Below are 12,586 nucleotides of genomic sequence, written 5' to 3' on the forward strand. Positions count from 1 at the left end.
TCCCATCGAGAAGCACCCGGCAGCGCGATTATCAGCGAGTTCTCACCCCACACTCAGGGATGCGACGAACTACCCGCGCGCCATGTCCACGAACCGGGACAGGTGTAGCTGGTGCGCGACGGTGATCGTGGCCGTCGGGCCGTTACGGTGCTTGCCGACGATGATGTCTGCCTCGCCGGCGCGCGGGTCGTCACGCTCGATGGAGTCCGGACGGTGCAGCAGGATGACCATGTCGGCGTCCTGCTCCAGCGAGCCGGACTCACGGAGGTCCGACACCTGCGGCTTCTTGTCGGTACGTTGCTCCGGACCACGGTTGAGCTGGCTGATCGCGATCACGGGGACCTCGAGTTCCTTCGCCAGCAGCTTCAGCTGACGGGAGAACTCCGACACCTCCTGCTGGCGCGACTCGACCTTCTTACCCGACGTCATCAGCTGCATGTAGTCCACCGCAACGACTTTCAGATCGTGGCGCTGCTTGAGACGGCGCGCTTTGGCGCGGATCTCCATCATCGTGAGATTGGGTGAGTCGTCGATGAAGAACGGCGCCTCCGAGATCTCACCCATACGGCGTGCGAGACGAGTCCAGTCGTCGTCGCTCATGGTGCCGGCACGCATGTCGGCCAGCTTGATCTTCGCCTCCGCCGACAACAGACGCATGACGATCTCGGTCTTGCTCATCTCCAGCGAGAACATGGCGGCGGTGAGGCCGTGGCCGATCGCGGCCGATCGCAGGAAGTCCATCGCCAGGGTCGAATTGTGGGTCGGGACCATCGCCTCGCCCGCCAGATACAGGTGTTCGGCGTTGTCGACCTGGACGCAACGCACCGGGACCGGGTCGACCGGACGAACGGCGACGACGCGTCGAACCCCGGCCCGCCTGCGCAGCTCCTTGTGACGGATCGCCTTGTGGTGCACGGTGAACACGTCGTCGTCGGCGTCGACGCGCAACCAACCCGTTGCCGACCGCTTGTAGTTGAACCCGAGTCCGGCCACGAGGTCGGCGACGACGGCCGTCATGTGCCGGGTGGCGGCCGGCACGGTGATCCAGCCGTCGTCGTCGACGGAGGCACGGGCATCCAGCAGACCTGCGAGGAGGGCACGGCGCTGCGCGATCGAACCCCGTAGGTACTCGTACGGGATACGCCCGCCGAGGTCGGCCATCAGCGTCATGACGTCGACAGGGCCCTCCGCGTCGATCCGCATGCTGATCTCGGGATCGTCGAAGGCCATGCCGGCCAGCGCCGCCACCGTGTACGGGCCGTAGGCGAATCGCTTGCGCGGCAACTCGAGCGGCGCGGTGTTTCGCACGACCGCGCCGCCGACATGCGTCCGCAGGCCGGCCGTGGTGACCACCCGGCGTTTGCCGTCGATCTCGGCCGCCCACTGATGCTGCTCGTCGGCGACGATCGTCGCGCCGTCGTTGAATTCTATTTCGTAGCAAGGCCGTTCGGTCATCACCTCGGTAGCGGCGACGACCCGAGTGGGCCGGCCGTGCGCATCGAGGAGGTGATCGCCGACGCCGACCTTGCCCATCGTGGTCCACCCCGTGGGCGTCGGCAGCGGGGTGTCGAGCGCCAGCGCCTTGCCGACACCCGGACGGGCCGCGACGATGATCATCTGCCCGGGGTGCAGGCCGTTGGTGAGCTTGTCGAAGTCGGCGAAGCCGGTGGGGACCCCCAGCGAGATGCCGCCCCGCGACGCGATCGAGTCGATCTCATCCATCGTCGGCTGCAGGAGATCTTCGAGGGCGACGTAGTCCTCGGCGGTGCGCTTCTCGGTGACCTCGTACACCTCGGCCTGGGCACGGTCGACCACCTCGGCGACGTCCTGGCCGTCGGCGCCGGCGTAGCCGTACTGGACGATGCGTGTGCCGGCTTCCACGAGCCGGCGCAGCAGCGCCTTCTCCGCCACGATCTCGGCGTAGTAGCCGGCGTTGGCGGCGGTGGGCACCGTCGAGATCAGGGTGTGCAGATACGGCGCCCCGCCGATCCGTTTGAGTTCGCCCGCCCGCTCGAGTTCCGCGGCGACCGTCACCGCGTCGGCGGGCTCGCCCTTCGAGTACAGGGTGAGGATCGCCTCGAACACCGCCTGATGGGCAGGACGATAGAAGTCACCGGTGCGGATCTTCTCGACGACGTCGGCAACCGCGTCCTTGGACAGCAACATGCCACCGAGCACCGACTGCTCGGCGGCCAGGTCCTGCGGGGGCTGCCTGCCGAAGTCCTCGGCGGGGATCTCGTCGTCTCCCCGTCCTCGCCCTCCGGCGGCGGGGCCGCGCCCGCGGTCATCCACAACAGCCACGCGTGTCAAACCTCTCGCAACGTTCGATCCCACCCGACATCGAATGAGTACGACCTTGAGTCTGGTGTCGGCCCCGGTAGGCCACGTCGCGAGTCCCCGGTGTCGACGTCGTGTTTCGGTCTGTCTCTTCCTATCGGGTGGCACCGACAGTCGGACTGTCGTGTGCGCCGAGACGGACGGAGACGCTGAGGCGTGACACTAGGACCTCCACGACCGCGACTCAAACCGACCTGTTGACGAATCTGGGGATCACTTGTGGAGCGTGTGTGAGTGGCCGGGGGACGCGTTGTGCACCCTTTGTGGACAACCTGAGGAATTCGGGTGTGAACAACACAGTTCTCGCAGGTCAGCGTCTTCGCTAATTTCCACAATCAACGATTTGGAAATCGTTGGGGCTTCTTCGGCGCGTCGCCTTGCGGGCGTGTTGCGGACGCCTGTTCAACTCCTGGTGGCGAATATTCGGGTGAACATCTGGTGTGGTCTGCGTTACACCTGGCCAGACGAGGTCGCGGGCGTCATCAGTCGCGCGACTTACCTTCGATCGCCGACGGCACGCCGTCGGTTGTGGTGCAATGTCGAGCGTGTCGAGGTTGGGGTTGAGGTCGGTCGTCATCCGCCGCGTGGTCACCGTGCTGGCCGCCCTGACCGCTGCCGCCGGACTGACGACGGCCCCATCGGCTCTCGCCGCGCCCGGGCCCACGATGCCCGTCGAGTTCGATCTCTCGCGCTACCAACCCGTCAACCCCACGACGTTCCGCTCGCTGGCCTACGTCGACAACGGCCGGTCGTTCTTCACCACCGGCCGGTGGGTGTGCCAGGTCGGTCCCGGCTACCGCTACGTCGGTTGTGCGGGCCGTCCCGCGACCGCACCGCCCACCGCGTCGGGCGCGGTCATCTCCGACGACCAGCAGGGTCCGTGGTGGGCGCGCACGGATCAGACCTATCGATTCGGTCCGAAGAGCGGGTTCCGACCACCGGTCCTCGGCGTCGGCAAACGGGTCACCATCGAAGGCGTCACGTGCACCGTCCCCCGCCGCGACGCCGTGGCCTGCCGTACCGGCGACCGCGCGCTGATCTTCACCCCGGCCTGGCACAAGTTCTTCTTCCCGTCGTGGGACACCCTGGGCCCCGGCAACAACGCCGTCGACCACAGCGCCAACCCGGCACCGCAATACCTTCCGCCGCGGCTGCAGTACTGGAACCAGCTGCCGGCGAATCCACCGGCCCCGAAGTAGGGCTTCGATCATTCGGTCAGGCAGCCACGACAAAGGCCGGGTGGAGGATCTCCACCCGGCCTTTGGTCGTAACGCTGAGGTCAGCTCGCGGCGACGACGGCGAGCTGTACGGTCGCCGAGACCTGCGGGTGCAGGTTGACGATGACCGGGTAGCTGCCGGTTGCCTTGATGTGTCCCTTGGGCAGCTCGACGCTGCGCTTGTCGACGGTCGGGCCGCCTGCGGTCTTGATGGCACCGGCGACGTCAGCCGCGGTGACCGAACCGAAGAGCTTGCCCGAGTCGTGGGTCTTGACGTCCAGCGAGACATCGGCGAGGCCCTCGAGGGCCTGCTTCAGCTCGTTGGCGTGCTCGAGACCGCGGACCTCGCGGGCTTCCTGCGAACGGCGGATGCCCTCGACCTGCTTCTCGGCTCCACGGGTGGCCTTGATGGCCAGGCCGCGGGGCAGCAGGTAGTTGCGGCCGTAGCCGTCCTTGACCACGACGATGTCGCCGGCTTCGCCGAGGTTCTCCACGGCGGCGGTGAGGATGAGCTTCATGTCAACTGATCCTTTCCGCTTATCGGCTGGTCGAGGTGAAGGGCAGCAGGGCCACCTCACGCGAGTTCTTCACTGCCACAGCGACGTCGCGCTGATGCTGCACGCAGTTGCCGGTCACGCGACGCGACCGGATCTTGCCCCGGTCGGACAGGAAACGACGCAGCAGCGCGGTGTCCTTGTAGTCGATGACGGCCTTCTTGTCCTTGCAGAAGCTGCACGCCTTGGTCTTGGTGACCTTCTCGACGCGAGGCTTCCGGCTCGGCTTTGCCTTTGCCATGTGTGTGTTGCTCCAGTCAATGCTTCGGGGACGGTCACTGCCGTTCCCGGGCTGTTCGGGGCGGGTCGATCATGCCCCGAGCGATATCAGAAAGGTGGTTCGTCGTCCCCGCCACCGAACGATCCCCCGCTGTTGCTGGCAGGCGCGCTGCCCCAGGGATCGTCGGCAACCTGCTGGTTCGAGTTCCCGCCGCCGCGGCTACCGCCGCCACCGCCGGACCCGAATCCGCCACCACCGCCGCCACCGCGCGAGGCGCGGTTGACCTTGGCGGTGGCGTACCGCAGTGAGGGGCCGATCTCGTCGACCTCGAGTTCCACGACCGTGCGTCGTTCGCCCTCTTTGGTTTCGTAGGACCGCTGCTTGAGCCGTCCCTGCACGATCACCCGGGAACCCTTGGTCAGGCTTTCGGTCACATTCTCCGCGGCGTCACGCCAGATGTTGCAGCGGAGGAACAGCGCTTCGCCGTCCTTCCACTCGTTGGTCTGACGATCGAAAGTGCGCGGAGTGGAAGCCACCGTGAAATTGGCAACCGCTGCCCCGGACGGCGTGAACCGCAGTTCCGGGTCGGCGGTGAGATTGCCGATGACGGTGATGACCGTGTCGCCTGCCATGTGTGTTCCCCTTGGGTCGTTGGTGGGCACTCGCTGATCGACATGCACCGGGTGTTCTGGGTCCAACCCTAGAACCCGGTACCGACGTGTTCAGACGATCAAGAAAGCCTGTGGATTACTTCCGCAGGACCTTGGTGCGCAGAACCGACTCGTTCAGCTTCAGCTGACGATCGAGCTCGGTGACCGTGGCGGGCTCGGCGTTGAGATCGATGACGGCGTAGATGCCCTCGTTGTGCTTGAGGATCTCGTAGGCAAGACGGCGCTTGCCCCAGATGTCGACGCCGTCCACCGAACCGCCATCCTTGCGGACAACATTGAGGAACGTATCGAGTGAGGGTGCGACGGTGCGCTCGTCCAGATTCGGATCGAGGATGACCATCAATTCGTAGTGACGCATAAGACCACATCACCTCCTATGGGCTAGGTCGGCCACGGACTGTCCGTGGCAGGAGGGTCGCCTGCGTCGGCAACCGGTCCAAGATACATGACCTGCCCGTTCGCAGAGAAATCCGAGGCCGCGGGTCGCTTCGGCGGCGCACTGCCCGACCACCTACGCTGTTGGCCATGTCGGAACGGCGGACAACCCCGGGTCGATGGTCCGCACGGCTGTCCGGCCGTGGTGAGACGGCCCTGATCGTTGTCGTGTCGGTGCTCGCGACCACGGTCACGATGTTCTGGAGTTTCCGGGCCAAGCTCCGGTGCGGGGGCCCACCGTTCGACGCGTTCGGGCGCAGCGGCAACTGGCCGGTCGGGGATCCGGATGCGGTGATCCCCTGCTACTCGGACCTGATGTACCTCTGGCTCGGCCGCGACATCAACACCCACGTCTTTCCCTACATCCACGGCGGAATCGCTTCCGACGGAACGTTGTTCGGCGGTGTCGTCGAGTACCCGGTGCTCTCCGGCGTCCTCATGTTCTTCGGTGCGATCGGCGCCGACACCGACACCGAGTTCTTCACCCACTCCGCGCTCCTGCTGGCGCCGTTCGGGGTCGCGATCACCGTGTTGCTCGCCCTGATGGTCCGATGGTGGGCGCTGCTCTGGGCCGCGACGCCCCCGTTGGTGCTGTACTCCTTCCACAACTGGGAGCTGCCGGTCGTCGCGACCGCCGTCGGGGCAGTCGCCGTGATGGCCTGGGGCGCGTCCGTCCAGCCCGGAACAGGCCGGCGACGACTGCCGCTTCGGACGTGCGCGGTGGTCGCGGCTGTTCTGCTCGCGGTCGGCTTCTGTCTCAAGCTCTACCCGGGGATCTTCGTGTTACCGCTGGCCGCATACGTTCTCACGCGCGGCGCCGGCGGCGCACGCGCGGTTGCGGGACGACGTGACGCCGGAGGCGGCCTCGACTGGACGGGCGCCGGCTGGGTTGCGGGCGCCGCCGTCGTGACGGTGGCCGCGATCCAATTGCCGTTCATGGTCCTCGGATTCGACGGGTGGAAGGCCGCGCTGTCCTTCCAGGGCCGTCGCCGGGCCGACGTCGACACCAATTCCATCTGGTACTGGGGTCTGCGGTATGTCACCGGGACCACCGACACGTACCACTCCATCGTCAGCGTGATGTCGCCGCTGCTGATCCTCACCTCGTTCGCGGTCGCGATGTACCTCGGGTGGCGCCGCTTCGAACGCGTCGGCACCTTCCCGTGGATCGCCGTGAGCGGCGCGATGCTGGCCGGTTTCATGCTGTTCCACAAGGTGCACTCCCCGCAGTACACGCTCTGGATACTGCCGTTCTTCGTCCTGATGAAGGTGCGCTGGCCGGTGATCCTGGCGTACCTGCTCACCGACCTCGCTCTCGATCTGACGATCTTCCGGTTGTTCCCGATCCGGGATGCCGGCGATCCGCTGCCGTGGTGGATCGTCACCGGCGTCGCGGGTTCGGTGTGGGTGCACGCCGTCCTGCTCGTCTATCTGATCGTGACCCTCGTCGGCACCCCGCTTCGTGAGCCGCTGGCCTCCCGTGTGGCCGGAAGTGCGCGAGATGGGACTGATCCCGCCGCCACCGGGGTGATCCTCGACCCGCGACGAGAAGCCGTGGCGAAAGGGTCCCCGTGACTTCGTGGCTGGCGACCGGCCCCCTGGTGGGTGACCGGGTCACGTTACGTCCGATCGGCCTCGATGATGTCGGCGCGCTCGCCGGGTTGATCGGTGACCCCACCCGTTTCCGATGGGCACCCGGGGTGCCGACCGACGAGGACAGTGCACGCCGGTACGTCGAGTCCGCTCTTCGGTCGCGAGTGGCTTTCGCGGTGGTCGACAACACCGACGGCAGCGTCGTCGGGTCGACGAGCTTCTACGACATCGACGAGGCCAACCGATCCGCGTGCATCGGCTACACCTTCTACAGCGAACGCGTCCAGGGGACCGCGGTGAACCCCACCGCCAAGTTCCTGCTGATGCGCCACGCGTTCGAGGACTGCGGCGCCGTCCGCCTCACCTGGCACACCCATGAGCTCAACGCTCAGTCGCGCGCCGCGATCACCAAGCTGGGTGCGACCTTCGAGGGTCTGCTGCGCAAGCACCGCCGATTCGGCGACGGCTGGCGCACGACCGCCCTGTACGCGATGACCGATGACGATTGGCCGTCGGCCAGAGATCGCCTGCTGCAGCGGATCACCGCCTGACCGCCGGCTCAGGGCTTCTCGGTGTGCTTCGGATGCCCGTGGGTGCGTCGATCTTCTTTCAAGCGCGCCTCGTGAACGTGCCGCTGACCATCGGTCAGATCGGCTCGCACCCGGTCGACGTACTCCCGCAGCGGACCCCAGTAGGTGTCATCGAATTCTTCGACGATCTGGAACGTCCAGCGACCTTCGAGCACGTTGCGTCCGACCAGTTCGGTGGACAGTTCATCGGCGAACCCGGCGTGGCCCGCCTCGCGCAACTCGTCGACGGCCTCGCCGAGCAGCAGGTCCCCGCGTCCGATGAGTTGATGGAATGAGTACAGGTGGCCGCGGGCGCGCTCGATGTACTCCAGCGCCTCCCCCACCTTGCCGACCGCTTCCGCGGTGTCGTCCGAGATATGAGGTGCGGTATCCGACATGACCCGTCAATACCCACCGAAACCCTCGCCCAATCGTCGGTACGGCTCCCGTGAAGCGCGACCGCTATCCGGCCGCCGGCACCGGCTCCCGCGGGTCCTCCGCCGTCCGGGTCGCTCTCGACCGTCGTCCGAGCCGGTCGGGAGCACCGTCGAGGACGCCGCCGGCCGGGTCGTCGTACCACCTGCCGTCGTTTCCGTGGCGGACCAGGTCGTCGCGCGGATGCCAGATCTGCCAGAGAACGACGGCGCAGAGAACCACCACCATCAGTCCACGGAGCACGACAGCGGCGGTGAACCACTGATCGGGGAGCCACCGGCGCTCGGCGTCGAGGAACAGACTCATCCGGGGCACCCAGATGAGCGCGTCGACGGCCATCCAGGCCAGCAGCAGGCGAGTGTGCGGAATGGCAAGCACCGCAAGCGGAACCAGCCACAACGAGTACTGGGGACTCCACACCTTGTTCACCAGCAGGAAGCCGGCCACGGCGAGGAATGCGAGCTGGGCCACCCGGGGCCGGTACGGCGCCAGGACACCGACCGCGGCCACCGCGGCGATCACGACGACCGTCAGGCCCACCGACAGCGCATTCAGATAGCCGATGTTCCATGTGAAACCAGCGGCGTCGGCAACGACCCGGTAGATCGTGTCCGGGTCCGCTGACCGGTCACCGTTGAACCGGAAGAACTCCCACCAACCGGACGGGTACGGGATCAGGATCGGCAGGTTCACCGCCAGCCACGCGCCGATCGCCGTCGCAGCCGCGACCCCGAACTCGCGGACCTTCCCGGTCCGCAGGCACAGCACACCCAGCACCACCAGCAGAAGGGCGGGATACAGCTTGGCGGCGGTACCGAGCCCGATGAGCACACCTGCCAGCCAGAACCGCTCCCTCGACCAGGCCAGCAGCGCCGCCGCCACTGCTGCGGTGGCGATCGCGTCGAAGTTGGTGAACGCGTGCACGAAGACGAGCGGGGACAACGCGACCAGCCACACCGACCACATGCGGTGTCGTGCGGTGAGGGCCGTCGCCCAGATGGTCACCAGCCAGAACGCCGTCAGTCCCAACGCGACGATGGCGAAGAACAGGACGACGTCGAGTGCGCCGGGTACACCCCAGTTGGTCTCCGCCCAGAGCCACCCCTGGGTCAGCTGGGCCGCGCCGTACATGAACATCCCGGTGAGGACCGGGTACTCCATGTACCGCTTGATGGTCTGCCCGTCGGAGTCCTCCTGGAACCAGAAGTCGCGGTAGGGCAACGCGCCCCGGTTGAGCCGCTCCGCACCGAACAAGGTGATCACGTCGGAGTAGCAGAGGTTGGTGAACTGACGCTGATCGTCCCAGTCCAGCCGCATCTCGGCGCCCGCGGCCGTACCGCCGTCGGCAGGCGCCTGTTGCAGGCACGCGGCCTTGCCGAACCACCCGAGCGCCAGTCCGCACAACGCCAGCGCGAAGAGCACGCGCAGCGGTGTCAGATGCCGGGCCCGGCCGATGACGGCGTGCGTCCCCACCGGTCCACCGACCAGCGAACTCGCCTCACGCACCAGACCGTCCGTGCGCGTGGGGAGGACGCGCGCGTCGTCGACACGCAGATCACTCGCGATGGGTGCAGGGCTGTCCCAGACGGGGTCGGAGCCGCTCGCCGCGGAGTCGGCAGCCGGGTCCGGGTCAGCCGATGGGCGGTTCAGGGACTCCTCCGCCTCCGTCACCGCCGCCGGGTACCCCGCCGCCGGAATCGCCGCCGTCGCCACCGCCTGGGTCGGCGGGGGCCAGCCCGCCGCCGTCCGGGCTGTTTCCGCCGCCGCCACCGCCGCCGTTCCGCGGAGCGCCCGGGATCGGGATCGTCACTCCCGGAGCGAGGGTGAGGTTGCCGTCACCGGCCTGGTCGGGGATGTCGAAGGTCGGCACCGAGGGTCCACGCGTCCGCGTCGGCGCCTCGGTGGTGGCCGGCGCCTCGTACGGGATTCCGGTCTCGCCGCCGATGGGCTCGTCGGCCTCGGGGAACTGCTTGATCTCCTTGCCCTCGAGCGCGGCGTCCATCGCCGACTTCCAGATCGACGCCGGCAGGCCGCTGCCGTAGATCGAGGCGCCGTTGTAGTTGGTCAGGGCCGTGCCGTCGTTGGTGCCGACCCACACCGCGGTCGACAGCTGCGGGGTGTACCCGACCATCCAGGCGTCCTTGTTCTGCCCGGTGTCGCCGAGCTGGACGGTGCCGGTCTTGGCGGCGGACGGTCGCGAACCGAGGGACGAGTCGTAGAGCGAGTTGCCGTTGGAGTACGCCGCGATCGGCTCGAGCGCCGCGGTCACGGTGTCGGCGACCTTCTCGGGGAAGACGCGCTTGCCCTCGGTCTTGCGCTCGTAGAGGACCTGCCCCTCGGAGTCGACGACCTTCTGGACGAAGTACGGCTCGTGGTAGACGCCCGACGCCGCGAGCGTCGCGTACGCCGAGGCCATGTCGATGACCCGCGACTGGTACTGGCCGAGGACCACGCCGCCCTCGGGCTGCCCGTTCGCCTCCTGCAGGGTCCGCTCGATGTTGCCGAAGGACTCGGCGACACCCGCACGGTGCGCGGCGTCGGCGACGGCTCGCGCTCCACCGTCGAGGTCCATCATCAGGCGGTAGTACACCGTGTTGAGCGACATCTTCATCGCCGTGGCGAGGTTGCAGGTGCCGCAGCTCTCGCCGTCGGAGTTCTCGACCGTCAGGCCACCGCTGGCCTGGAACGGCGCCGAGCTGTAGGTCTTCGACAGCGGGATGTCCTGTTCGAGGGCCGCGACGAGTGCGAACACCTTGAACGACGACCCGGTCTGCAGCCCGGCCTGGGCGAGGTCCCAGCCGGACGGGTTGTCGCCGCCGTAGTACCCGCGGACGCCGCCGGTCTGTGGGTCGATCGACACCACCGACGCGAGCACGTCGTCGGGCTCGCCGTTGAGCTCGCCCTCCGGGCACTTGTAGATCCGGTTCTTGCGGCACGCCGACTGCACCGCCGCGTTCTGCACCTGCGGATCGATCGTCGTGCTGATCTTCAGGCCGCCGGTGCGCAGTTGCTTGTCGGTGATGCCGATACGGTCGAGCTCGCCGAGCACCTGACGCTTGATCAGTCCGTTGGGGCCGGGCGTCTCGTCGGATTCGGTGACGCGCGCCTTGATCGTCTTCGGGAACACCGCGTTGTCGGCCTGCTGCTGGGTGATGGCGCCGGTGGCGACCATGCCTTCCAGTACATAGCGCCAGCGGGACTCGGTGACCTCGCGGTTGGAATCGGGGTCGTAATACGACGGTGCCCGGATGACCGCCGAGAGCAGGGCCGCCTCCTCGAAGGTCAGCGGGTTGCGCTCGGCGCGGCGCTTGTCGGTGATCGACTTGTTGAAGTACTTCTGCGTGGCGACGGCGATGCCGTACGCGCCGCGGCCGAAGTAGATCGTGTTGAGGTAGGCCTCGAGAACCTTCTCTTTGGACCAGCCATGACGGTCGTTCATCTTCGCGGCGATCGCGAGTTCCTTGAACTTGCGATCGAAGCTGCGCTCGTCACCGACGATCGCGTTCTTGACGTATTGCTGCGTGATGGTCGAACCGCCGCCGGCCGTCTGGTTGCCGGTGATCTGCCCTATCGCGGCACGGGAGAGGCCGCGGGGCGAGAAACCGTTGTTGGTCCAGAACTCGCGGTCCTCCGCGGCGACGATCGCCTGCTTCATCGTCTCGGGGATCTCGTCGAAGGGGACGACCGTGCGGTTGCCGTCGGGTGAGGTGATGTCGGCCAGTGTGCGACCGGACGTGTCGACGATGGTGGCCTTCTGGCTCACGTCGGGTTCCGGGATCTCGGCGGTGAAGTAGGTGAACGCGAACGCGACGATGAGCACGAGCACGATCGCCGGGACGACGGCGCCCACGATCCCGAGCGCCCACGCGAACCGCCGGTGCCGGGTTGCCGTGTCGCTTCCGTTCTGACCGCCACCGCCCGGACCGGGACGGATGCCGGTGCGTCGGGGCGTGGGCGAAGAACCGCGTGCCTCGCTCATCGTCCACCTTCCTACCGGATCGAGCGGACGTCCTCGCCCGTCGATCTCGTTCGACTTCTCTGGCCTCGTGCCGCTCCACTGTGACAGCAGGCAACCGCCCCGGGCAAAAACCCGCAGGCCGGCGCGCTACTTGGCCACGCGTCGAGAGCGACGCGTGGACTGCGGCGGCAGCCCGGCAACGTACGACTGGACCAGATGGTTCCAACTACAGGTCCGGCACACCTCGACGACATGTACCGAGAACTCTTCGGCGGTTGTCGCGAGCCGGGCGATCTCTTCGTTGCTGCGCGCCGAACCGCTGACCTGACCGAGTCGTTCGCCGAACACCCATGACACGAGGGTGACCTGCTCTTTTCGGCAGATCGGGCACATCGTGGTGCTGGGCCGACCATGGAACTTCGCCGCGCGCAGGAGGTACGGACTCGCGTCGCAGACCTCGGCAACGGCGGTCCGGCCCGCATGGACCGAGGACAGCCGAGCGCGCCGCTGCAGGGCGTAGTCGACGATCTGGCGTTGCACGGTTTTCAGGGTACGTGGTCTCTGCCGGGGCGTCGGCGCGACGGGGTCCCGCGTGAC

The 12,586-nt window shown here is 67.3% G+C and carries 12 protein-coding genes; 3 read left to right on the forward strand and 9 right to left on the reverse strand.

What is annotated here, in order from left to right; genetic code table 11:
* Positions 1–69 precede the first annotated feature (69 nt).
* Positions 70–2,301 (reverse strand): replicative DNA helicase, encoded by a 2,232-nt coding sequence (gene dnaB / locus AC3B5T_RS06130; RefSeq protein WP_014928591.1) that lies wholly within the window; start codon positions 2,299–2,301, stop codon positions 70–72.
* 572 nt (positions 2,302–2,873) lie between these two features.
* On the opposite strand from dnaB, the gene AC3B5T_RS06135 reads away from it, so the two are divergent.
* Positions 2,874–3,536, forward strand: coding sequence for a hypothetical protein (locus tag AC3B5T_RS06135; RefSeq protein ID WP_035718221.1), 663 nt, complete (start codon positions 2,874–2,876; stop codon positions 3,534–3,536).
* A gap of 80 nt (positions 3,537–3,616) precedes the next feature.
* Here the strand turns inward: AC3B5T_RS06135 and rplI are convergent, their stop codons facing one another.
* The 4 genes from rplI to rpsF form a co-directional block, all read right to left on the reverse strand.
* Complete coding sequence (gene rplI, locus AC3B5T_RS06140; RefSeq protein ID WP_010844594.1) at positions 3,617–4,072, reverse strand: 50S ribosomal protein L9; 456 nt, start codon at positions 4,070–4,072, stop codon at positions 3,617–3,619.
* 19 nt (positions 4,073–4,091) lie between these two features.
* Positions 4,092–4,349 (reverse strand): 30S ribosomal protein S18, encoded by a 258-nt coding sequence (gene rpsR / locus AC3B5T_RS06145; protein WP_004020662.1) that lies wholly within the window; start codon positions 4,347–4,349, stop codon positions 4,092–4,094.
* 86 nt (positions 4,350–4,435) lie between these two features.
* On the reverse strand, positions 4,436–4,960 hold the full coding sequence (locus AC3B5T_RS06150; RefSeq protein ID WP_004020661.1) for a single-stranded DNA-binding protein: 525 nt from the start codon (positions 4,958–4,960) through the stop codon (positions 4,436–4,438).
* Positions 4,961–5,075: 115 nt separating this feature from the next.
* A complete protein-coding gene (rpsF, locus tag AC3B5T_RS06155; RefSeq protein ID WP_004020660.1) occupies positions 5,076–5,357 on the reverse strand; it encodes a 30S ribosomal protein S6 in 282 nt (93 codons plus the stop codon).
* A 167-nt stretch (positions 5,358–5,524) separates the two neighbouring features.
* On the opposite strand from rpsF, the gene AC3B5T_RS06160 reads away from it, so the two are divergent.
* Both AC3B5T_RS06160 and AC3B5T_RS06165 read left to right on the forward strand, forming a co-directional pair.
* Positions 5,525–7,009 carry a hypothetical protein gene (locus tag AC3B5T_RS06160; RefSeq protein WP_055476937.1) on the forward strand — a complete coding sequence of 495 codons (1,485 nt, stop codon included), beginning with the start codon at positions 5,525–5,527 and terminating at the stop codon, positions 7,007–7,009.
* Entirely contained in the window at positions 7,006–7,578 is a 573-nt protein-coding gene (locus AC3B5T_RS06165) for a GNAT family N-acetyltransferase (RefSeq protein ID WP_055476936.1), read from the forward strand. Before AC3B5T_RS06160 ends, AC3B5T_RS06165 begins: the two co-directional genes overlap by 4 nt.
* A gap of 8 nt (positions 7,579–7,586) precedes the next feature.
* On the opposite strand, the gene AC3B5T_RS06170 is transcribed toward AC3B5T_RS06165, so the two are convergent.
* From AC3B5T_RS06170 to AC3B5T_RS06185, 4 genes are all read right to left on the reverse strand, one after another.
* A complete protein-coding gene (locus AC3B5T_RS06170) occupies positions 7,587–7,994 on the reverse strand; it encodes a hypothetical protein (RefSeq protein ID WP_010844591.1) in 408 nt (135 codons plus the stop codon).
* A 64-nt stretch (positions 7,995–8,058) separates the two neighbouring features.
* Positions 8,059–9,702: a glycosyltransferase family 87 protein gene (locus AC3B5T_RS06175; protein ID WP_055476947.1), complete on the reverse strand. Its 1,644-nt coding sequence runs from the start codon at positions 9,700–9,702 to the stop codon at positions 8,059–8,061.
* The gene (locus AC3B5T_RS06180) at positions 9,662–12,010 is read right to left on the reverse strand and encodes a transglycosylase domain-containing protein (protein WP_010844589.1); all 2,349 of its coding nucleotides are present in this window, start codon (positions 12,008–12,010) and stop codon (positions 9,662–9,664) included. The genes AC3B5T_RS06175 and AC3B5T_RS06180 overlap by 41 nt, the downstream gene beginning before the upstream one ends.
* Before the next feature lie 126 nt (positions 12,011–12,136).
* On the reverse strand, positions 12,137–12,529 hold the full coding sequence (locus tag AC3B5T_RS06185) for a DUF5318 family protein (protein WP_010844588.1): 393 nt from the start codon (positions 12,527–12,529) through the stop codon (positions 12,137–12,139).
* Positions 12,530–12,586: the final 57 nt, after the last annotated feature.

It is taken from the genome of Gordonia sp. G4 (assembly GCF_057770005.1).

Coding starts and splice junctions, on each gene's coding strand:
- AC3B5T_RS06135 (WP_035718221.1), top strand. CDS start 2,874: ATGTCGAGCGTGTCGAGGTTGGGGTTGAGGTCGGTCGTCATCCGCCGC.
- rplI (WP_010844594.1), bottom strand. CDS start 4,072: ATGAAGCTCATCCTCACCGCCGCCGTGGAGAACCTCGGCGAAGCCGGC.
- rpsR (WP_004020662.1), bottom strand. CDS start 4,349: ATGGCAAAGGCAAAGCCGAGCCGGAAGCCTCGCGTCGAGAAGGTCACC.
- AC3B5T_RS06150 (WP_004020661.1), bottom strand. CDS start 4,960: ATGGCAGGCGACACGGTCATCACCGTCATCGGCAATCTCACCGCCGAC.
- rpsF (WP_004020660.1), bottom strand. CDS start 5,357: ATGCGTCACTACGAATTGATGGTCATCCTCGATCCGAATCTGGACGAG.
- AC3B5T_RS06160 (WP_055476937.1), top strand. CDS start 5,525: ATGTCGGAACGGCGGACAACCCCGGGTCGATGGTCCGCACGGCTGTCC.
- AC3B5T_RS06170 (WP_010844591.1), bottom strand. CDS start 7,994: ATGTCGGATACCGCACCTCATATCTCGGACGACACCGCGGAAGCGGTC.
- AC3B5T_RS06180 (WP_010844589.1), bottom strand. CDS start 12,010: ATGAGCGAGGCACGCGGTTCTTCGCCCACGCCCCGACGCACCGGCATC.